The organism is Lactivibrio alcoholicus (genome assembly GCF_055390895.1).
Genome location: NZ_AP042471.1, coordinates 196734 through 218266 on the forward strand (window position 1 = coordinate 196734; position 21533 = coordinate 218266).

Here is a 21533-nt window from a genome sequence, read left to right on the forward strand (position 1 = left end):
AAACGTTTATTACATAATATAAATTAATATTTAAAAATATACGCAAATTTACTTTGTGTTCTATACATACACGTTTAATTAAATTTTAAATATTTATGTTCAAAATTAATCATTGAAAGCACCTCCACCGTCTTCCGCCCTTCCCGCGCCATGACGACGGGAGCGGGTTTGCCCTCAAGAACGGCGGGAATAGAGGCGTACAGCGCGCCGTGTCCGCTGCCGTAGACGCTTTTCGTGTCGTAGCTCGCAGTCTGGACTTCGGCGTCCATCGGGTCCTCGTCCGCAAAGAGCCACTGCTCAATCCGGTTCATCGCGACGCCGCCGATCCGCACCGTTCCCCTCTCCCCCATGACCGTGATGCTGCCTTCGAGGTTTTTCGGGTACGTGAGCACGGAGACGTTGATGTTGCCGATCGCGCCGGACCGGAATTTGAGTCCGACCGTTATCGTGTCTTCGGCTTCGATGCGCCGCCCGAGCGTCGACGAGAGGGCGAATACCCGTTCGACCGCACCTCCCATCCACTGGACCATGTCGACGTAGTGCGCGGCCTGGTTCGAGAGGCAGCCTCCGTCGAACTCCCACGTTCCGCGCCACGGCGCCTGATCGTAGTAGTCCTGCGGGCGCGTCCAGAAGACGTTCGACGTGATCATGTGGATCCGGCCGAAGCGCCCCGCTTCGAGCGCGCGGCGCAGCAGCTTTATTGTCGGGTTCAGACGGTTCTGTTTGACTTCCATGTAGAGCACTCCAGCTTCGTCGCAAACAGCGATGGCCTCGTCGACCGATTCGAGCGACGTTCCGAGCGGTTTTTCCGACAGGATGTGTTTGCCTGCGCGCGCGGCCTGGATCGCGTGTTTCGGGTGAAGCCCGGAGGGCGTGCAGACGGCGACGAGTTCGATGTCCGGGCGGGCGAGCATTTCGGCGGAATCGACGTAGGGCGTGCAGCCGGTCTTTTCTGAAAGCGCCTTCGCCCGTTCCGGGATGATGTCGCAACAGGCGACGAGGCGCAGCCCTTCGGTCGCTTCTATAGCTTTGACGTGGCTTTCGCTGATCCGGCCGCAACCCAGAATCGCGATTGCGTGTGCGTTTGTGTTATTCATTTCTGCTCTCCTTTTCAAGGGGCGAAGCCGATTTCTGCAATTGTATCCTGCCCTTTTCCGTCAGACGATATCGCTGCAGGCGGCTGTTCGGTTTATCGGGAACCGTCATCTCGATCACCCCGGCTTCCAGCGCCGGCGCCAAATACGCTTTTCGAAAGTGCTCGGCACTTTTCAACCGAAGTTCGGCCTGGAGTTCGCGCCTGCTCATTTCTCCACGGAAAACGGAGAGGAAGGCGACTTCGGTGGTGACTTCCGTGGTGACTTCCGTGGTGACTTCCGTGGTGACTTGCATGGTGTCAGGTCTTTTGTCCGCCGTGGGCAGATATACGACGGTCTTGAAGATATCGCCTTCAGTCAGTTCCGGTAGTCTTCCTCCGAACGTTTTCCCGTATTTCGTGAGATTGCGCACTCCGGAACCAAGTTCGTCGGCACGCCCTATCTCCCGGAAAAAGTGCGCTATTACAGGATTTTTCGGGAAAGGGGAAAAGGACGTCGGATCGATGGGACCAAATCCATGAGGCTTGTTGCTGTTTTCGGTGCGCACGGCGTCATGTTCAATGATCAGCTTGGCAGGGAACGGATTGGAATACTCCCTGTGGATGAGAAGATTTGAAGCGATTTCCCGGAAAATCAGCTCCCGCAGGCTTATTCGCATGTCCCGTTCCAGATAGAAAGGGTCGGGCAAATGTTTTGCGATAAACGCCATGATCCTGTCGTAACTGTCGATCAGGTTTGTGCGGACATCGTCGCGATCGTCGTATCGGTCGAGGTTGCTGACGCGGAGAATGAGATCGGTGCGATGATGGGGCACAGCGGAAAGTATTGTATCGTCCTTTCCCAACAAAAGGATGCCCGCCAACGTAATCCCGCTTTTCCCCGTTTCAAGGTCCGTTTGATGAAGCTGCACGCTTTTCAGCAGTTCCATATCGTCCATACGCAGCCACGGGTGATCCTTTCGCTGGATTCCGGCGATTTTTCGCACACGGAAAAATAGATCCTCGCGAAGATCGACAAGCTCGGCATAGGGATAAATGCGGTTCTCGGAATACGAATTCTGTTTCCGCCTGTAGAGTTCTGCAACGGAACGGGTATGATCCGTAATGTCGAAGTCCCCGTCCTCGTTTCGATCGAAAATACGTCCGCCGCAACGATGCACCTGCGAACTCTCGGGCACATAGACGCGCAGGATCGTAACCCCGTCCACGATGACGTCATCCAACGCAAGGTACGACGGCGGGTTGATCTTTTGGGGGTTATTCAGCGTCGTTGCAAACTCTTTTTTTATCCGAGAAACATGCTCCGGATCGATGCCGATAATTCTGCCGGTATCCGCGACTCCGAGAAGGATCGTTCCCCCATTCCGATTGAGAAAAGCACATACCGTTTCAAACACGCTTCTGCTGAGAGCGTGCCGCGATTCCTTGAATTCGGTCGTCAGTCCTTCTCCTTTTCGGATCAGGTCCCGTATGCGCTCGGTGTCGTTCATTTCACGTTACAGCCGTACCAGGTTCGGGTACCCGTCCGGATCGATCTTGAGCGTCGTCGCGACGATGTTTTTCGTGTCGAGGATGACCGGCGCGTTTTCGAGGAGCATCGCGTAGTCGACGTTTTTCGTGTGGGCCGAGGTGACGACGACGGCGTCGCAGCTTTCAAGAAGTTCCTTCGTCAGTTTTTCGGGTGTTCTCTGGTCGCCTTTCCACCGGACGTCCGAGCAGTTGGGTTCGACGGGAAGGACCGTTGCTCCCTTGTTTTCGAGGATCTCCCAGACCTTGAAGGCCGGGGATTCGCGAAGGTCGTCGATGTCTCCCTTGTAGGTCAGGCCCAGAAGGACGACACGACTGCCGCTCAGCGGCTTTTTGCGTTCGTTCAGGAGATCCTGAAGCCGGCCGACGACGTAGGCGGGCATGTCGTCGTTGATGTCGCCGGCCATTTCTATGAGTCGCGTGTGGTAGTCGTGCGCACGCGCCTTCCACGTGAGGTAGTACGGGTCGATGGGGATGCAGTGCCCTCCGACGCCGGGGCCGGGGTAGAACGGGACGAATCCGAACGGCTTGGTCGCGGCCGCCGCGATGACGTCCCAGACGTCGACGCCCATTTTGTGGCAGATGACGGCCATTTCGTTCGCGAGCGCGCAGTTGACGATCCTGAAGGTGTTTTCGAGGATTTTGGTCATTTCCGCCTCGCGCGTGCTCTTGACGACGTGGACGGGCGCGTCGAGCACGGCCTCGTACAGCGCTTGCGCGACGTTCGAGCACTGCGGCGTGCATCCGCCGACGACTTTCGGCGTGTTTTTCGTCTTGTAGCGCGCGTTGCCGGGGTCGACGCGTTCGGGCGAGAAGGCGAGATGGATGTCGCGCCCGACGACGAAGCCCGCCTCTTCGAAGAGCGGTCTGAGGACTTCGTCGGTGGTCCCGGGGTAGGTCGTCGATTCGAGTACGACGAGCATCGGAGAATGGAGGTGCGGGACGATCGACTTCGCCGAGTTCACGACGTAGGAGAGATCGGGCTGCTTGTAGATGTCGAGCGGCGTCGGAACGCAGATCGCGACGATGTCGCATGTCCTCAGAAGACCGAAGTCGGAGGACGCGCCGAGTTTTCCGTCCTGCACGAGCCTTCTGAGGTCGGAGTCGACGATGTCGCCGATGTAGTTCTCTCCCCCGTTGATCATGGCGACCTTGTCGGGTTGGATGTCGAACCCCGCGACGCGAAAGCCGGCTCTGGCCTTTTCGACCGCGAGGGGAAGGCCGACGTAGCCGAGGCCGATGACGCCGATGCGTGCGGTTCTGTTCCGGATCTTTTCGATTAATTCCTGAGTCACGTCGATCACCTTATCTGTCGCAGAATGTCTGTCGCTCTATGAGCTGCTCTTCCGCCACGGGGCGAAGCGCGCGGGCCGGGGAGCCCATGACGATCGTCCGCGCGGGGACGTTTTTCGTGACGACGCTGCCGGCCGCGACCAGGGCGTCTTCGCCGATTTCGACGTTGGGCAGGATGGTCGCGTTCGCGCCGACGCGAGCCCCGCGGCGGAGCACCGGCCCGCCGAAATGCTTCTTTCGCTCTTCGGTCCGCCCGAGGTAATTGTCGTTCGTGAAGACGACGCACGGCGCGACGAAGCAGTAGTCCTCTACCGTGGAGAACGCCGTGATGTAGGCGTACGTCTCGATCTTGCACTTCCTGCCGATCGTCGTTTTGTTTTCGACGGTCGCTCCGCGTCCGATGATCGTGAGTTCCCCGATAGCGACGTTCTCGCGGATCGTCGCGAGGTCGCCGACGAAGACGCCGTCTGCGAGCGAAGCCCCCCGGTAGACGACGCATTTCGCGCCGATCGTGACGTTTTCGCCGATGACGAGAGGGGGGAGTTCCGCGGATGTTCCACCGGTGGTCGCGCTCATTCCGGCCTTCATCGGCATCTTGCCGAGAATCGCGCCGTCGCAGACGACGCTCCCCCTGCCGATGCGAACCCCCGAACGGATCACGACGTTATGCCCGATGCGAACGTCCGGAGCGATTTCGACATCCGGTTCGATGACCGTCTGTTCGCCGAAAACGACATTTTCTGCAATTATCGGTTCCATAAACTCTCACATCCTTCAGTATCAGGATATCACGACGATGTCTTTTCCGGGACGAAACGCGGCATCGACGACCGGATTTTCGACAGCAGGAACCGAAAGACGACGCTCGGCCTCCAGTCCGCCGGAAGAGTCGAATAGACTCCCCACTTTTCGAGAAGCGCGAGATGCATCGCTACAAAAATCGCGCACGCGCCGAGGCTGAGTACTCCACGGACGACGGACGCGGTGTTCGCGAGAAAAAAGATGCCGCCTCCCCACGCAAACGCGACGAGCGTCTGGATGCACACCCGAACGGGCGATGTCCCGAGACGGAAATCCCCCAGAAGCCATCGCGAATACATGAGGGACACCGCAAGCCACGTGAGACTCGTCGCGAAGGCCACGCCAGGTGCGCCGAAAGGAATATAGAAAAGCCAGTCGAGAAAGGCGTTGATTCCCATCGAAACGACCGAGAGCGCCGTAACGCCGTACAGTTTTTTCCGCGCCTGCGCCAAGCGGTAGAAGACCGTGCAGGTGAGGTTGAGCGGTCCCGCGAGAAAATAGGCGGCGGCGCAGAATCCCGTCAGGACGACGTCGCGACGGGAGAAGGCGCCGTACCCCCAAACGAGCCGTATCGCGGGGATCGCCGTAGCCGCGCACGCGACGCTGATCGGGATGAAATACGCGAACGCGATGTCGATGGCCTGCGACGCTCCCGAACGCAGGCGATGCAGTTTCTCCGCTTCGTTCGGCGCGTCCTCGCCGCTTTTGACGGATTTCGTCAGGAAGATCAGGAGCGGAGATGTCGCGAACGAAAGCGCGATGCCGAAGTACAGGTTCGCGTAGGACAGGTGCGTGACCGCACCGACGGAGAGCATCGAAACGAAATACCGGTCGACGAGAACGTACAGGGCACCGACGCCGAGGATCGCCGCGCAGGGGATAAAGTCGGAAAAAACACTTGAAAGCAATTCTTTCGGGAAACGCCGGAAACGCAGCGGCATATCCCTGACGGAGAGATACAGCGCGATCGTGTTGGTGACCAGCCAGAAGCTCATCGAGACCGGAAGCGAGATCGCCCCCCAGAGAAAGGCGCCCGCGACGAAAACCGCAAAGCCAAGAAGACTCGTGACGGCCGCGATGACGGAGGGGAGGACGTATCGTTCCGTCGCGGTCGTCCATGTGTCGAGCCCGGTTTTGAGTGCGAGCGAGAACGTATAGGGAAGGAGACACCAGAGCATCGCGACGCTCCAGGAAAGGCGTTCGCCCGTGAAACCCGGGGCGAAGAAGGCGACGACGTCGCGTCCCCGAAGGGCGAGCAGAAGGCACACGAAACATCCGAACGCAACGATCGTCTGATTGATGCAGCCCATGAGATCCCGTCCGCGTTCGGGATCCTTGTGAAGCGCGGATATCAGCGTCGGCAGGACGGCATTCTCGAGCGACGTGGCCATCGATCCGACGAAGAAACCGACGAGCCCGAGCGCCATGTTGTACGCGTCCATCGAGGCCGAGGCTCCGAACAGCCATGCGATCATAATTGACCGGAGATACCCTATCGGCTTCGTGGCGAGCGAGATTCCCGTGATGAGGAGCGTGGAGTTCCGCGCCGAACGGACGGCCGCAACGCGATCGAGAAATCCCCTCAGGGATCGGAGCATCACCGTTTTCTCCCGCTTGACGGAGAGAAACACGAAAACATTTGGGCCGCTCTCTGCGGAGGCAAATCGTTCCTTTTCATGAGTAATATCCTTACTCGTTTTAGAGAATATGTCAAGATATCCGGAAATCCTGAAGAGAACTTCGCCCGACGGATTCCGGAAGATATGGACTGGAAATGACGCGGCATCGTGCTCGAACCCTTTGAAGCGCCATCGGGAAGAATCGAAACCCGTCAAAAAAGCGCATCCGTTCAGGACTGTATGGGCATTTCGGATGTCACGATGTCTGAGTGATGCCTACGGCTTTGAAAAAATCGGCAGCAAGCCGTACGAGAGCACTCGGATCGTATGTCAATCGTCCCAGCTTTGGAATCCAGTACCTTCCATGCGCCAACCAGTTTCTATACTTGAGTGCTCCTTTCAAATCTCCGATAAATTGACTGGCTTCAGGTTCCAATTGAGCCCATGGATCCAGAATATCTTCCTCAAGCCTCACTTTCGCTTTATCGTGAGCACAGGCTGCGTCTTTATACGTCTCACGAAAACGACGACTTACGGGGTCTTTACGCCTTTCGTAAACCCGGCGCAAAAAATCCGTGCGGATCTCCGCTTCTATGGAGGCAAGCAGAAAAAACGAAGCCTCGATGTCCAATTCGTCGAGGACTTCATCAAAATACTCTTGTACTTCTATCTCTGTCTTGCCAAAAAAACGTTCTGCAGGAATCTTCCTGAATTCGGCCATCCGCCGACTGACGGAATCCCTTACCGTCTGGTACTGCTCCCAGACATCATCGAGCGTCAGTCGGTCTTCATTCATCGAAATTCGAGAGATCATTCCATGATGTCCCGCAACACATCCTGAAACGAATCTTCGTTAAACGGAAATACCAGCCTCGGCTTTCGGTCCACAATAAACCATTGTCCCTTAACAAGAACCAACGACCGCACGCCGGCGTTCCCGTGAATATCGACACGTCCCTCAGCGCCAATAATGAGTGTCGCCTTCGGGATGAAACGAACCTTCTGACTTCCTATCAGGAGAGTAAGCTCATCGATTTGATATGATCCGATTTTTTCTTCGGACCTGGATCCTGACGACATTTCACTTTGTAAAGTGCCGTCTATTTCAAGTGGCGCAAGCCAGGATCGTACGTTTCGATATAGTTCCTCCACCGCATGGATCCACAACTCTTTCCTCTTTTCCCAGTCTGTTGTTTCTTCTTTTTTGATTCCCGCAGCGGCTTTCGATCGCAAAAAAGATTCCAATGTGCTCTGTTCGCTCATTACCGCAGTCTCCTTTCTTGTCGGGATTCAAAATGAAATAACTGATATCAGTATATATCACGCAAGAGTAAAAAAGATATGTCAGCTCCGTTTTTACCCTGGAAAGGTATCTTGAGAGTTCCGTTGCAATGACACGGGTGATTCAGGTGCGACCGTTTACGGGTACGCTATCTCGACGTCTTTTGGCAGTATGGAAAAACGCACGCTTGAACCTAAATGGATGTCCAGGCTATCGATCAGATCCGGGGAAACTTCGATCTGCCACAGAGTGTGAGCGGCTTCCACATATATGCGGGCCGTTCCGCCGAGGGGCGTGATTTCTTCGACCGCGCCGTCGTGCATGTTCGGCGCAAGCGCCGGATCGACCGGAACCCCGGGCGTGAGAAGCCGGATCCTGTCGGGGGGGACGAACGCTCCTGCCGGACCGTAACGGGTCGGCGTCCCTGTGTTCAACGATAGGGTTCCGTTTGAGAACTCCGTTCCTCGTTCCGTGGAACGAACGTCGCCCCGGAAGAAATTCCCCCATCCGAGCAGATGCCACGCTTCGCCGCGTTCGCCGTTTTTCCAGAGCGTTTCGACGGCGAAAGAACGCTCCGTTCGGCCTTCTTTCATGACAATCACGCGATCTCCGAGCGCACAGAGGTCATCGAGTTGGTGGGTGACGTAGAGTACGGGAATATTCGTCTCGCGCTGGAGGGTGCGCAGTTCGTTGCGAAGGCTGCGCCGCAGGGGGCCGTCGAGCGCGCTGAACGGTTCGTCGAGCAGGAGCATTTCCGGTTCGGACGCGAGCGCTCGGGCAAGCGCGACCCGCTGGCGCTGTCCGCCGGAAAGCTGAGACGGGTACCGGTTTTCGAATCCAGAGAGGCGCATTGTTTCCAGTTGCTCCGCCGCGAACGCGCGGGCGTCGCTCCCCGCTTTTCTGCATCCGAAGAGGACATTCTCCAGCGCGGTCATGTGAGGGAAGAGCGCGAGATTCTGGAAGAGCAGGCTGATCCTCCTCTGTTGCGGAAGGAGTCGCTTCCGGACGTTCCCGCCCGAAAACAACGTTTCGTTTCCCAGACGTATCGTTCCGCGCGCAGGGTTCCGGAGTCCCGCGATGATCCTCAGCGTCAGACTCTTGCCCGAACCGCTCGGACCGAAGAGAACGCCGATCCCGTGGTCGAGACGGATCGAGACGTTCAGGGCGAACGCTCCGATCCGGTCCTCGAAGTCCGCCTCAAACCATGCGCTCATGGCGGTTCGTTCTCACGCACAAAACGCATCCGAAACGCCGTCATTCTTCAAGAGCTTCCAACTTTGAAAGCCATGCCCCGAAATGCGGGCACGACTGACGCATTCGGTCGATTCCTATCCTGCCGAGTATTATGGGAGCGTGCGCGTTCAGCGATCGACCTTTCCTGTACGCTGGATGCAGCCGAATGATTCTCTGCGACGGAGCCGTCTCGGGGGAGTCGTTGATCTTTTCGCAGCCGCCGCATTGAGTAACGATAGTCCGAAAGTCTTCTGCAAGGTCCGGACGATCGAATTCACACGCCATTACGTCTGGCTCCGCAAAAAGCAGCGATTCCAGCTCGTGCATCTGGACATATGGAATAAAACGCTCCGGACGAAAATCGGCTCCCATTTCTGTGACGATGTCTTTCAACATCGCGTCTTCGACACAATGCGCTCTGTTTTCAAAACTCGCTCGCGTTGCCGAAATTTTTCCGGGCCAGTCGCCAACAGGCAAACCATAGTAATCGAAGAATGTTCCGACATATGTGAGTTTTTCCTGACGCAAGAGACGCACTACGTCTTTTCTCACTTCGACAAAGGGACGAACGCCACCTTTATGTCCGGGAGAACCCGCAAGTATCGCCGAAATGTAGACTCGTTTCTCCCCCAATAGCGGTGCAAGAACACGCTCTATCACCGCCTGTTCCGTTTGTCCCTCAACGACCAGATACACTCTAGCCATTGGAAGGACCTCCTGGGATCAGGTTTTTTCTCCACAATTCTCCAAGCGTATACTCATCAAGCCACTCCTTCAGATCCTCAGATTTCAGGCGCTCGAACCGCGAAGCGCCCTCTTTTCTGTGAACCACAACAACATTTTCAGGTTCGAAAAGAGTCACCAGATCCGCGGATTGTGTGGAAACAAGGATTTGCGCGTTCGCCGATGTTTCCTCGAGCATTGCGGCCAAAACCGCAACGGCGACGGGATGAAGCCCAAGTTCCGGTTCGTCGATCACTATGAGCGATGGAAGCCATTCCTTCGGCTGCAACAGGAGCGTCGCCAGCGCCATGAATCGCAGCGTCCCGTCGGAAAGCTGGTGTGCGCCGAATTCATACTCTTCTCCTCGCGCTCTCCAGCGAAGAGAAACTCTCTGACTGCGAGTATCCGCGGGTTCAAGCACAAAATCTCCGAAAAAAGGCGCAATCAGACGGATGACTTCCACGACGCGGTTGTAACGATTTCGATGCTGTTCGCGGAGTCTATGCAGGATTGCCGCCAGATTGCCGCCATCGGAATAGAGAAAACGCGCATCCGCGATATCGGTGCTTCCTCGAAGACGCGCTTCGAAAGAAGTGTCGTGAAATTGATACGCACGCATTCGCGAGAGCGTTCCGGCTATAAACGATGCTGTCTTTTCCTGCGCCATTATCGGGTCGCGGAGCATTGTTTCCCGATGCCCGCTCCCCAACACTCGCACATAAGGAGGCTTTCCAGATTGAAAATCACTGAAAAGAATCCGCTCGTCAATAAAAAACAGGCTATCGCCTGAAGCGTACCCGCAACGAAAACAATAGGAATTCAGCCCCCTATCGGTTTCGAATTCAAGGTCGGCTCTGAATTCCGAAGTCGTTTTCGGACCGTTGAAGAGAAGAGAAGCGGCGCCTCCGCTCCGCCCGACAAATTCCTGAAGCGCCCCCGTCATCATAAAGTTCAGTAATCTGAAAAAGCTGATGAGGTTCGTTTTTCCTGTACCGTTTGCGCCGATCAATACGTTCAGTGGTCTGAATTCCAGAGACCGAAGCCCCCGTATTGATTTGAACCCTGAAAGAGACAGTGTTCTGAGCAAAGAGACGCGCACCTCCAAGGTATGGTTCAGTTGCGCTATTATCGCAGGAAAAACCGCAAAAAACGAGATTGACAGGTCGGATCCGCCTCAAACCATGCGCTCATGGCGGTTGGTCTCCATGCGTCGGACGGCCGCGAGGCACGCGACTCCGACGGCCACGAGGGCCCCGGCAGCCCAGTGCGCGGCGCCGAAGTTCAGCGATTCGACCTGGCGATAGATGTAGAGAGGCAACGTCTGCGTTCGCCCCGGCATGTTCCCGGCGATCATCAGCGTAACGCCGAAATCGCCGAGCACTCTGGCCGACGAAAGCGCGAGTCCCGTAAACAGCATCCTGCGTGACAGCGGGAGCGTGATCCGGAAAAAGATGCGCCATTCTCCGACGCCGAGGGTCCGGGCCGCGTCCTCGAGATCCCTGTCGACTCCGGAGAACGCCGCCCGGGCCGCCTGGATCATGATCGGAAGCGCGGGCGTCATTCCGCCGATCACTGTCGCCGGAAACGCGAAGAGAATGTGGCGCTCACGGAAAAAGGGAACGGCCCCCATTCCGTAGAGCAGGTAGAAGCCGAGGACCGAAGGCGGGAGGACGATCGGAAGCTGCAGAAGCGTGGACACAACCTCCCGCCCCCGGAAGCGGCAACGGGCCAGAACCCACCCCAGTGCGCTTCCGAGGACGAGAAGCAGCGGTACGGCATACGCAAGAACCCTGAGGCTGAGAAAGACCGCCTCGTTCATCCGCCGGCCGCTAGTTCCTGCCGGTCTTTCCCTGAGAGGACGCCATCTCGAATCCCTTCGAGAAGAAGAGTTTTACGGCCTTTTCGGTCGAAAGATATTCCACAAGTTTTTCGGTTTCGGAGGTCGTTCTCCCCTTCACGTTCGCGATGAAGAGGACCTGCGGTTGCGCCGGCACCTTCGAGAAGCTCCCCTCTCCAAGCTGCTGCGCGTTGCTCAGGGGCAGGAGCGCATAGTCCCCGCCGCCGGCCTTTGCGGCAAGCGCCGCCTTCATCACGTCGCCCATGATGATGACGCGGTTTTCCTTGTTCATCGTCTCGAAGAGCCCCCTGGATTCAAGGTATTTACGCGCCAGCTTCCCGAACGGCGCCACCTCGGGATCTGCGATGACCACGGTGACCTTGGGCTCTTTCAGTCCATCTTCCTTCGGCGACTCCGTTTTCTTCCACCACAAGACAAGGGGCGACTGCACGAACGCTCGGGGATCCGTAACCTTCCCCTTTTCCTCGAGATATCGGGCCCACTTTTCGTCGGCGCTCATATACAGGTCGAAGGGAGCTCCGTTCTCGATCTGTTTCGCCAGATTGCCCGAAGCGCTGTATACCACTTCCATTTTGATTCCGGTATCCTTGCTGAATTCCGGCAGAATGACGTCGAGCGCGGGCTGAAGGCTCGCGGCGGCCGCTACGGTCGCGGCGCAGGACGCGGATGCCGCGAGAACTCCGAAGATCAGGGCGAACAGTACGACACCAAGGGTACGGACGAGCAAACGCCTCATCGGGACGATCCTTCCCTTCACTATGAAATGCGGCGCACTACTGCAACCGGGTTGCACGTACGTTCGCATTATACCGTCCTGAACGCAAATGGGCAATTACCGACGTATTCCGAAAAATCATGCGTCGTTTCGGCTCGTGAGGCCCTCTTCCTGCTTTCCATCGTTCATATCCGGCGTATCTTCCCGTGCTTTCGGGGCGACGAGAAGATAAACGAGCGGAATCACCAGCAGCGTCAGGAGCGCCGAGACGAGAATTCCTCCCGCCGACGCGATGCCGATCCCGGTCCTGAGTTCGCTCCCCAGTCCAGTTCCAATCGCCAGAGGCCACATTCCGAGGTCCGCAGCGAGTGTGATCATGACGATCGGACGGAAGGAATCCGCGATAGCCCCAAGCATTCCATCCCGCATCGACTCCCCGAGAGTCCGTCTCTTCTGGTACGCGTCCATCAGGAGCACGGCATTATTGACGACGATGCCGATGAGCATGACGATTCCGAGCAGGACGAAGACGTTTACGTTTTCGCCCGTCAGGAGGAGCGCCCAGACGACGCCGATCAGGCCGAGCGGCAGCGTGAGCATGATGACGATCGGCTGCGTGAGCGATTCCAGGATGGCCGCGAGGACGAGGTACGTCAGCACGACGGCGATAATCGCCGCTTCGAGGAACGCGTTCGCCGCTTCCTGCATGAATTCGTAGTCTCCCATGAAGCGGTACGAGTATCCCGGAGGGAGATCCGCCTTCGCGTCGATCGTCGCGGAAAGATCGCGGACAACCGTCCCGAGAGCCGCCTTCCGCCCGATATCCGAGTAGAACATCGCGGTTCGCTGTTTGTCGACGCGCGTGATCATGATCGGCGACTTCGTCTGGCGGATATCGGCGAGGTTGCCGAGAAGCTGCGGACGTCCCGGAGCGCCCGTGAAAAGAAACTCCTTCACCTGCTCCGTACCGTGTTCCTCGGAGAGTTTCACTCGGATGTCGTATGTCCGGTCCGAGGATTTGAACGTCCCGGCCTTGATCCCTTCGATATTGCCGCGAAGCGCCAGACCGAGGTCCGTTTCCGAGATTCCGAGATCCGAGAGAACCGCGCGTTTCGGGTAGATGCGTATTTCCGGCTTCCCCTCGCGAACGCTGGTGTCGGAGTTCTCGATGTCGGGATTCCGCTTCACCAGCGCGGCGATCCGCAGCGCGAGCGCATCCAGCTTCGTAAGGTCATCCCCCTGGATCTGGAGCATGATGGGGCGGGCCTGCCCTCCCGCAAGACTCGGGAGGGAGACGGTGACGATGGCGTTCGGAATGGCTGCAAGCTTCCCCCGTATGTCCGACATCCGTTCGAATATCGAAAATTTGCGTTCCGTCTTGTCGCAGAAGCGCAGGAAGATCTGTCCCATGTATACGCCTTCCGTCGCGATCCCGGCCTCTCCCTCGACCTTCCCTGCTGTCGTGAGGATATGTCTGAGTCCGGGCTGCTCCTTCAATATGGCCTCGACTTCACGCATCCGGGCAGTCGTCTCCTTCAGGTTCGTATCCGTCGGACACTCGAGCTTTACGTAGAGCTGCCCCTGATCCATATTCGGCGTGAACGACAGGCCAAGCTTCGGGAAAAGGTACATCGCATGCGCAAGAAGAACGATGCCACCTGCCAGGATGCTGAACGTCAGTATCCGTGATCGCCCGGAAAACCGCAGAAATCCGACGTACGATGCGGTGAGCCGGTCGAACATCGCGTTCCAGAGCGCCTCCGCCTTTCTGAGCCCCCACCATTTTTTCTGTTCGCCGGATTTCAGCAGGAGGAGGCAGAGAATCGGCGTGAGCGTGAAGGAAATGAAGAGCGACGCGATATTGACAATCAGGCTCGTGACCGCGAACGGCTTGAAGAAGAGCCCCACCATGCTGCCCATGGTCGCGATCGGGATGAAGACGACCATATTCGTTCCGGCGCTCGCAAGGACGGCGACCGCGACGTCCGAGGCCCCGATTCGCGTCGCGTCCCTGACGTTCATTCCCTCGGCGAGGCGCGATTCGATGCTTTCGAGGACGACGATCGAGTTGGAAACGAGAATTCCGACCGAAAGGCCTATCGCGAGCAACGTCGAAGTATTCATCGTATACCCGACGGCATAGATAAACAGCATTCCGATCACGATCGTCATTGGCATCGTGATGGCGATGATGATCGTCGTCCGTACGTTGTACAGGAAGAAGAAGAGGATCAGGGCCGTCAGCGCGACTCCCGTCCAGATGTCGCCGAGCGCGCTGTCGTTGGAGGCCTTGATCATGTCGCCCTTGTCGTGAACCCAGACGAGTCGCATTCCGCCCGGCAGCAGACGGACGAGGGAATCCATGAGATCCCGGACTTCCCCGACGACCCTGAGCGCGTTCGCGTCGGCCTTCTTGACGATTCTGATCGCGATTGCGGGGGCTCCGTCGAGGAAGGCCGTCTGTCTGGGCTCCTCGGGGCGCATTTCGACGCGCCCGATGTCCTTCAGATAGACCCGTCCCTGCGGCGTATTCGCGATCTCGAGGTTTCCCATGTTCGATATGTCGCGATAGTCCGCGTCGAATTTCACAGAATACTCGGACCCAATGTCCTGGATACGTCCCGATGGAATGAGACGGATTCCACGCTGCACCGCGCCGACGACGTTCATCGTCGTCAGCCCTCTGGCTGCCAGAGCGGTCCTGTCGAGAAGAACGTGAACCTCGCGTTTGGATCCTCCGATCAGTTCGACGTTCGCGACTCCGCGAACGACGGCGAAGCGGTCGCGGAGTTTGTTGTCCGCGTAGTCGTACAGCTCGTCCACCGGAACATTTCCCGTCAGCGCCAGGGTGATGATCGGCGTCGCGTTGATGTCGAGCTTCATCACCTTCGGCTTTTCCGCCGCTTCCGGCAGGTCGTTGAGAATGGCGTCGATTTTCGCCCGCACGTCTGCCGCGGCGGTATCCACATCGACGCCGAGTTCGAATTCGAGGATATTCTGGCACATGTTCTCCATCGACATCGAGTTCACGTGCTTCAACCCGTCGATCGTGCTGACGGCATCCTCGATTCTTCTCGCGACATCCGTTTCTATCTCCGCAGGGCTCGCTCCCGGGTATACGGTCACGATCGTGACGTACGGAATATCCATTCGCGGCATCTGCTCGAGGCCGATCTTTCTCCACGCGTTGAGACCGAGCAGGAGAAGCGCCACAAGAAGCGCCGAAACGGCGATCGGACGCCGAACGGACGCACTCGAAAGAAACATGGCGTCGTCTCCTATTTCGTCCGGATCATGACGGGAGTTCCGTCATCGAGCATGAACTGGCCTTCGGAAACGATATCCTGCCCCGGCGCAAGCGACGAATCCCTGACCTCGAGCCATCCGTCCGTTTCAAGCCCGGTCGAGACCGGGACCATCCGCGCCTTCTGATCTTCGACGACGAAGACGACCGGCTGCCCGTTCCGCGTCTGAACGGAATTCCTCGGAATCCCCGGCGCGATTCTTTTCTCGAAAAGGACGCCGATTTCGGCAAGAGCGCCGGCCGTAAACCCTTCAGGCGGATTCTCGAGAACGCATTCGACCTCGAATGTCCGCAGCTGCGCGTTGATCGTCGGGCTCTTGTAGGAGACCACTCCATCGATCACGCGATCCCCGATCGCGACACGCATTGGCGTCTTTCCGACCTGGACCTTCGCGTACGTTTGAAAGGGAAGAAAGCAGCTCACCTTGATCTTCGAGAGATCTTCTATCTGAAGCACCGGCGTGCTTGTCCCGGCGAGCGCCCCGGGATCGAGAAATCGCTGCGTCACGACACCCGTCATCGGAGCTTTTACGAGCGTATCCCCCAGATCCTTCTCGGCGATCGCCAGTGCGGCCTCGGCCTGCCGGATTCCCTCCCGGCCGAGCGCGACCATCTTCTCCGTCGCCCTGATCCCGGCGGCGACCTGCGTATGCTGCAGCGAGACACGCTCGAATTCGTTCAGCGAGACGACGCGTTCCCGATAGAGCTTCTCGTAGCGATCGCGATCCTTTCGGGCCTTGTCGAGCTCCGCGCGCGTCCGTTCGAGCGCTATCTCGCGTTCGCTCAGTTGCAGTCTGGCCGCGTTGAGCTGCTGACGGGCTATTTCGACCGCCTGCTTCAGCCTGACATCCTCGATCTGGAACAGCGGCGTTTCGCCTTCCCCGACCGCATCCCCCTTGTCGACGAAGATCTTCTCCACGACACCACCGACACGCGGAGGCACCAGTATTGACGTTACCGCCTTCAGGTTTCCCTGAACGGATACACGGTCATAGAAATCCCGGGACACGACGGTCTCCGTTACGACGGGGACTCTCCGGCCACCCTGTTCCGCAGCGGGAAGATCTTTCGACGCCGTCCCCGCACAGCCGGAGAGAACCAGCCACCCGCCGAAGATTCCCGCCGTCGCGAAAGACAGGAGCATCACATACCTTCTACGCATCTTCGTTCCTCCGTTTCTCCGGTCCACGGCATCCCGAACGCAGCGCCCGAACCGCAGCGTGCTCCGCCGCGAAGACCTCTCGCAGAATCCGACCCCGCACATCTTCGTGATTTCGATCTTTCGAGAGCGGACGCCAGCCGTATCCGTCGAGAAGCGCGTCGATATTGCGGATGAGTCCCTGTCCCAGATCGACATCCATGTAGAGAAGACGCTTATCCTCCGGATCCGTCCCCGTCACGAGCGCACCCCACGAAAGCGCGACGAGTCCGAACAGGAGCTCCTCCTTTTCCGCGTCGTCCCTGAGATGAAGGTTCCCCTCCCGGATGCCGAGCTTCATCATCGAGAGGACGCGTTCGCGAAGCGACGCGTGGAGGAAACGGATTCTCCCCGCCCTTTCGGGAGATGCCTTCTCGTCGATGTCCTGTACCTCGAGAATCAGCTGCGTGGTGATGTAGTCGGGATGGAGATCCGCAAGCAGCCCGAGCATGAAGCCCCACGCGAGCGTCTTGTCGCGCGAGCAAGCGTCGAAGCACTCGACCCTTTCCATCATGCCGGCGATCGTTTCCATCGTCTCGAGCGTCAGCGCGCAGACGAGGTCCTCCTTCGAACGGAAGTGCTGATAGAGCGTCCCCCGCGAGTATTCGAGGGCCTCAGCCACCTGATCCATGCTGAGCGCCGGAAAACCGTTCTCGAGGAGAAGCCGTCTCGCTTCTCTCAGAAAAAGCCGTTCCCTGTGTTCGAATTCGCGATGCTTCCTGCTTTTTGTCCCCATGGTGTCATATTTTGACATCATGTCAAATTTTGTCAAGAAGCTATTGCCAGGAGACTGGACCCGGACAAACGGAGGTGCATCGCCGCGGAGGATCAGGCGATGCTCTTGTGGGAGATTTCGAGGCAGCGACGAACGAAGAGGTTCGATCCCCTCGAGAGGCGAAGAACGGTAATCCCCTTGGGCTTACGCCCGCCGACATCGTGAGTGATGAGGACATCCGGTTGGACGAGATTCCCGGCGGATGAGGCGAGGACCACTCCGACGGAGCCGTCCGAGAGTTCCACCACAGTACTCGGCGGATAGAGAGAGAGGGAACCGAGCAGGGCACGCACGATTCTCCTGTCGAACTTGTGTTGGGTTTCGCAGAGAATCGTGCCGAGGGCCTTGTCGTTCGTATAGGCTTCCTTATAGACGCGACGGGACGTCAGGGCATCGAAGACATCCGCGACTGCCGCGATCCGCCCGAATATCGGGATCTCCTCCCCCTTGATCTTCGCGGGGTATCCCGTTCCATTCCAGCGTTCGTGATGCGTCCTCACGATGCACAGGATGCGCTCGTCGCGGACGCTTCCCGCTCCGGCAAGACGCTCACCGTCGATCGGATGTCGCTTGACGATATCGTATTCCTCTTTGTCGAGCTGTCCCGGCTTGTTCAGAATCTCCCGAGGGATCAGTGCCTTTCCGAGATCGTGAAGCAGGCCGCCGATCGAGAGCAGTTCTATGGCGCGAATATCCCCCCTGAAGAGCACCGACGCGAGGAATCCGGAGAGGAGGGCAACGTTCAGGGAATGGACGTAGGAATATTCGTCCCACGCGCGGACTCGTTCGAGAGAAAACATGACCGAAGGCGTTTTCGCGATTTCGCGGGCCAGAACGCATCCGGTCTCGAGAAGAAGAGAGATGTCCCGGGATGCGGCGATTCCCGACGAGAGCTTTCGATAGGCATCGCGAAGCCTTCCAAGAACGAGGTTCGACAGGCGTGGGTCGATGTGGGCCATTTGTGTGTGGACATCGGAAAGCGCGTCCTGAAGATCCTGCACCGCAAGGAACTCGCGTTCGACGGAGACGCGGATGTACCGGATTCCGAATTGCGAGAGGGTGCCCGAGAAATCCGGGAAGACCGTCCTGATCGCTTCGACCGGAGTTCCGCGCGGGAGGAGGAGCGCTCCCTGCGGGGAAAGGACGTCCTCTTCGACGATTCCATGGGTGGAGGCCAGTTCATCGATGGAAACAAGCGTCGTTTTCACTGTGGAGTCACATCCCCTTCCGCGGTGAGGCTGCGCGGTACGAAGCGTTACGGTATGATACACGTCATGGGGCGCTCCCGCGTTTTTCCGCCGGGTGCGTTTTGTATCGGCATTCACGCGACCCGACGGCATATCTTTTGGAAGAGTCTGGCGTTGTTCTTCACTGACAACTAACGGAAGGAGCATAACATACCCGAATCGGGATCGATGTACCGCCTTTCCCGTATTTTCTGCGCATTTCGAATCAATCCGGGACTCTATTGTGCAAAGGAGAGAGATATGTCCGATGAACGAAAATACAATCCTCAAAGAATACGGTCTCCGGATCGGAGAACTCGACTCCGGACCGCGGAACACGATCTGCGATGTCTCCGGTGTCCTCGTCGGACAGTGCACGATTTCCGACGGTCCCGTCCAGACCGGGGTAACGGCGTTGCTTCCTCACCCGGGAAACTGCTTTCGAGACAAGGTTCTGGCCGCGTGCCGCGTCCTCAACGGCTTTGGAAAATCCCTGGGACTCGTGCAGGTGGAGGAACTCGGGACGATCGAGACGCCGATTCTGCTCACCAACACGTTCAGCGTCGGAACTGTCGCGGAGGCGACAATCAGGCACATGCTCGGATCGAACCCAGAGATCGGCGTTTCGACGGGGACGGTGAACCCGCTCGTCCTCGAATGCAATGACGGATACCTGAACGACATCCGCGGAATGCACGTCCGAGGTGAACACGTCCGCGCGGCGATCGACGACGCGAGCGACGAATTCGCGCAGGGGGCCGTCGGCGCAGGACGCGGAATGTCGTGCTACGAACTCAAGGGAGGAATCGGAAGCTCTTCGCGGCTCGTCCCGATCGGAGACGAACGGTACCACGTCGGCGTTCTCGTCCTCTCCAACTTCGGCGAGAGAGGCGACCTCGTCGTCGACGGAATTCGCGTCGGCAGGAGGCTCGATGCCGAAGGACGATGCGACGAAAGCGGATCCGTCATCGTCGTGATCGCGACGGACATCCCGCTTTCCGAGCGTCAGCTCAGGCGACTGTGTCTCAGGGCGTCGGTCGGAATCACCCGGACCGGTTCGTTCATCGGAAACGGCAGCGGCGAGATCGCCGTCGCCTTCACGACCGCGAACAGAGTCCCGCATTTTCCCGGGGAACGCCGGATACTTCCGTTGCGTTCGCTTCACGACGACGCCATCAACGTCGTCTTCCGCGCCGTGGTGGAGGCAACCGAAGAGGCGGTTCTCTGCTCCATGCTCCACGCGGAGGAAGTGACGGGGCGCGGCGGACACAGGAGGACGTCCCTCACGTCATACGCGCACCTTTTCCGGCGTCAGAACCAGCCCGTCAGCTTCCGGAATAACCTGAGGAGTTCGCCGACGAGCGAATGACTCTCGGGCGCCGCGGTCACCGAAACGCCCGAACCGTCCGTCCTGAAGACGATATTTCCGTCGTCCGCGGTCGTGAAGATCCGAACGCCCCGCCCCCGGAGCATCGAGACGACCCCGTCGTCCGGATGGCCGTAGCGGTTTCCGTGTCCGTAGGGGATGACGGCGCAGCGGGGCGCGACCTGGCCCAGAAAGACCTCGTCCGTTCCGTCGCGGGAGCCGTGATGCGCGATTTTGAGAACGTCCGCACGAGGAAAGGTCCCTACGGAACGTCGTTCTTCCTGCTGCATATCTCCGGTCAGCAGGAACGACACGGATCCGTACCGGAGGAACAGCACGATCGAATTGTTGTTCGCGTCGCTTTCGCTTCCACGAACTTCCCGGGCCGGCGCGAGAACCCTGACGAGCGCGCCGTCGACCGTCTCCGAAAAGCCGGCCTTCGGCATACCGAAGCGGATGCCCCGAGAACGGATGTCTTCGAGAAAGTCCTTCTGCGTCCGTGACGCGAGCCGGAATCCCGAATCCCAGATCTTTCCGACGGGGAACGCGGCGAGGACCGCCCGCATTCCTCCGATATGGTCCTCGTGCGGATGCGTCGCGACGAGGATATCGATCGTTCGGACGTCCGCTCTCTCGAGGTACCGCACGAGGGTTTGCGCCGCGTCCTTCGGGCCCGCGTCGACGAGCATCGTCCGTCCGCCCGGGAAGCGGACGAACGTCGCGTCTCCCTGCCCGACGTCGATCGTGTGGACTTCGAGCTCCCCGGCCGCGAAGCAGGAAAACGCCCGGAAGAGAAACATTATGGAAATCACGAAACGTCCCCATGCACCCACGGGCATCGCCCCTTCGCGTCTGTCAGACCGCAGATCGATTATACCGAAGAAAAAGCGGCCGGGGACGTCACGCCCCGACCGCTTCTCCGCTCTTCAAGGTCCAATGTGCACTCGTTTCACTGCGCCTTATTGTCCTCGCACGGCCTCATACCCGAGATCGAGCCCCTTGAGGTTCGCCTCGAGGAATTTCTGGGGCGTCAGGTCCGACACGGCGGCCCGGACCTCGTCGATCGTGACGTTCCCCGCACCCGCGCCGCACATCGCGCCGAGGATCAGGACGTTCAGGAAGAGAAACTTTCCGCCCATGTGCTCTTTCAGGATCTCGTAGCCCCGGACCGCGTGAAGACGGATCTTGCGCGCCCCGAAATAGCTCCGGAGGTCCGGATTCTCAATCGCGGCTTCGTCGTGGACGTTCACGACCGCGTGACCGCCGGGAACGAGAAAGTCGTAGGAACGCAACGCCTCCATCTGGTCGAACGCGAGAAGGACATCGGCGCACCCCTTGCGCACAAGCGGGCTTCGGAACTGCCCGATCTTGAAGTGGCTGATGACCGAGCCGCCGCGCTGCGACATTCCGTGGACCTCGCTCCCCATGACCGAGTCTCCGCGCTTCAGCGCGACGTGTCCGAGCACCTTGCTCGCGAAGACGATCCCCTGGCCTCCGACGCCTACGATGACGCTCTGCAT

Annotated in this window: 19 protein-coding genes; 1 reads left to right on the forward strand and 18 read right to left on the reverse strand. The window is 58.5% G+C overall.

Features of this window, described 5'->3' with window-relative positions; translation table 11 throughout:
* Positions 1 to 74: 74 nt before the first annotated feature.
* From ACZ5IU_RS01020 to ACZ5IU_RS01095, 16 genes are all read right to left on the reverse strand, one after another.
* Positions 75 to 1097: a Gfo/Idh/MocA family protein gene (locus tag ACZ5IU_RS01020; protein WP_464419633.1), complete on the reverse strand. Its 1023-nt coding sequence runs from the start codon at positions 1095 to 1097 to the stop codon at positions 75 to 77.
* Entirely contained in the window at positions 1090 to 2583 is a 1494-nt protein-coding gene (locus ACZ5IU_RS01025) for an AlbA family DNA-binding domain-containing protein (protein ID WP_464419635.1), read from the reverse strand. Before ACZ5IU_RS01025 ends, ACZ5IU_RS01020 begins: the two co-directional genes overlap by 8 nt.
* Before the next feature lie 6 nt (positions 2584 to 2589).
* On the reverse strand, positions 2590 to 3915 hold the full coding sequence (locus ACZ5IU_RS01030) for a nucleotide sugar dehydrogenase (protein ID WP_464419637.1): 1326 nt from the start codon (positions 3913 to 3915) through the stop codon (positions 2590 to 2592).
* A 10-nt stretch (positions 3916 to 3925) separates the two neighbouring features.
* Positions 3926 to 4672, reverse strand: a complete 747-nt coding sequence (locus tag ACZ5IU_RS01035) for an acyltransferase (RefSeq protein WP_464419639.1) — start codon at positions 4670 to 4672, stop codon at positions 3926 to 3928.
* A 29-nt stretch (positions 4673 to 4701) separates the two neighbouring features.
* The gene (locus ACZ5IU_RS01040; RefSeq protein ID WP_464419641.1) at positions 4702 to 6312 is read right to left on the reverse strand and encodes a lipid II flippase MurJ; all 1611 of its coding nucleotides are present in this window, start codon (positions 6310 to 6312) and stop codon (positions 4702 to 4704) included.
* Between the two features lie 277 nt (positions 6313 to 6589).
* A complete protein-coding gene (locus ACZ5IU_RS01045; RefSeq protein ID WP_464419643.1) occupies positions 6590 to 7147 on the reverse strand; it encodes a hypothetical protein in 558 nt (185 codons plus the stop codon).
* Positions 7144 to 7596, reverse strand: coding sequence for a hypothetical protein (locus ACZ5IU_RS01050; RefSeq protein WP_464419645.1), 453 nt, complete (start codon positions 7594 to 7596; stop codon positions 7144 to 7146). The genes ACZ5IU_RS01045 and ACZ5IU_RS01050 overlap by 4 nt, the downstream gene beginning before the upstream one ends.
* A gap of 156 nt (positions 7597 to 7752) precedes the next feature.
* Positions 7753 to 8829 (reverse strand): sulfate/molybdate ABC transporter ATP-binding protein, encoded by a 1077-nt coding sequence (locus ACZ5IU_RS01055; RefSeq protein WP_464419647.1) that lies wholly within the window; start codon positions 8827 to 8829, stop codon positions 7753 to 7755.
* A gap of 40 nt (positions 8830 to 8869) precedes the next feature.
* Entirely contained in the window at positions 8870 to 9553 is a 684-nt protein-coding gene (locus ACZ5IU_RS01060) for a DUF4276 family protein (RefSeq protein WP_464419649.1), read from the reverse strand.
* Complete coding sequence (locus ACZ5IU_RS01065) at positions 9546 to 10658, reverse strand: AAA family ATPase (protein ID WP_464419651.1); 1113 nt, start codon at positions 10656 to 10658, stop codon at positions 9546 to 9548. Before ACZ5IU_RS01065 ends, ACZ5IU_RS01060 begins: the two co-directional genes overlap by 8 nt.
* Before the next feature lie 87 nt (positions 10659 to 10745).
* Positions 10746 to 11390: a molybdate ABC transporter permease subunit gene (gene modB, locus ACZ5IU_RS01070; RefSeq protein ID WP_464419653.1), complete on the reverse strand. Its 645-nt coding sequence runs from the start codon at positions 11388 to 11390 to the stop codon at positions 10746 to 10748.
* Positions 11391 to 11400: 10 nt separating this feature from the next.
* Positions 11401 to 12165 (reverse strand): molybdate ABC transporter substrate-binding protein, encoded by a 765-nt coding sequence (modA, locus tag ACZ5IU_RS01075; protein WP_464419655.1) that lies wholly within the window; start codon positions 12163 to 12165, stop codon positions 11401 to 11403.
* A gap of 117 nt (positions 12166 to 12282) precedes the next feature.
* On the reverse strand, positions 12283 to 15411 hold the full coding sequence (locus tag ACZ5IU_RS01080; RefSeq protein ID WP_464419657.1) for an efflux RND transporter permease subunit: 3129 nt from the start codon (positions 15409 to 15411) through the stop codon (positions 12283 to 12285).
* Positions 15412 to 15422: 11 nt separating this feature from the next.
* Positions 15423 to 16610 carry an efflux RND transporter periplasmic adaptor subunit gene (locus ACZ5IU_RS01085; RefSeq protein WP_464419659.1) on the reverse strand — a complete coding sequence of 396 codons (1188 nt, stop codon included), beginning with the start codon at positions 16608 to 16610 and terminating at the stop codon, positions 15423 to 15425.
* Positions 16603 to 17382 carry a TetR/AcrR family transcriptional regulator gene (locus tag ACZ5IU_RS01090; protein WP_464419661.1) on the reverse strand — a complete coding sequence of 260 codons (780 nt, stop codon included), beginning with the start codon at positions 17380 to 17382 and terminating at the stop codon, positions 16603 to 16605. The genes ACZ5IU_RS01085 and ACZ5IU_RS01090 overlap by 8 nt, the downstream gene beginning before the upstream one ends.
* Positions 17383 to 17474: 92 nt before the next feature.
* Entirely contained in the window at positions 17475 to 18629 is a 1155-nt protein-coding gene (locus ACZ5IU_RS01095) for an HD-GYP domain-containing protein (protein WP_464419663.1), read from the reverse strand.
* Between the two features lie 286 nt (positions 18630 to 18915).
* On the opposite strand from ACZ5IU_RS01095, the gene ACZ5IU_RS01100 reads away from it, so the two are divergent.
* Entirely contained in the window at positions 18916 to 20016 is a 1101-nt protein-coding gene (locus ACZ5IU_RS01100; RefSeq protein WP_464419665.1) for a DmpA family aminopeptidase, read from the forward strand.
* Here the strand turns inward: ACZ5IU_RS01100 and ACZ5IU_RS01105 are convergent.
* Both ACZ5IU_RS01105 and ACZ5IU_RS01110 read right to left on the reverse strand, forming a co-directional pair.
* Complete coding sequence (locus ACZ5IU_RS01105; RefSeq protein ID WP_464419667.1) at positions 19959 to 20825, reverse strand: ComEC/Rec2 family competence protein; 867 nt, start codon at positions 20823 to 20825, stop codon at positions 19959 to 19961. The two genes, ACZ5IU_RS01100 and ACZ5IU_RS01105, sit on opposite strands and share 58 nt — an antisense overlap.
* Positions 20826 to 20972: 147 nt before the next feature.
* A complete protein-coding gene (locus ACZ5IU_RS01110; RefSeq protein ID WP_464419669.1) occupies positions 20973 to 21533 on the reverse strand; it encodes a 2-oxoacid:acceptor oxidoreductase family protein in 561 nt (186 codons plus the stop codon).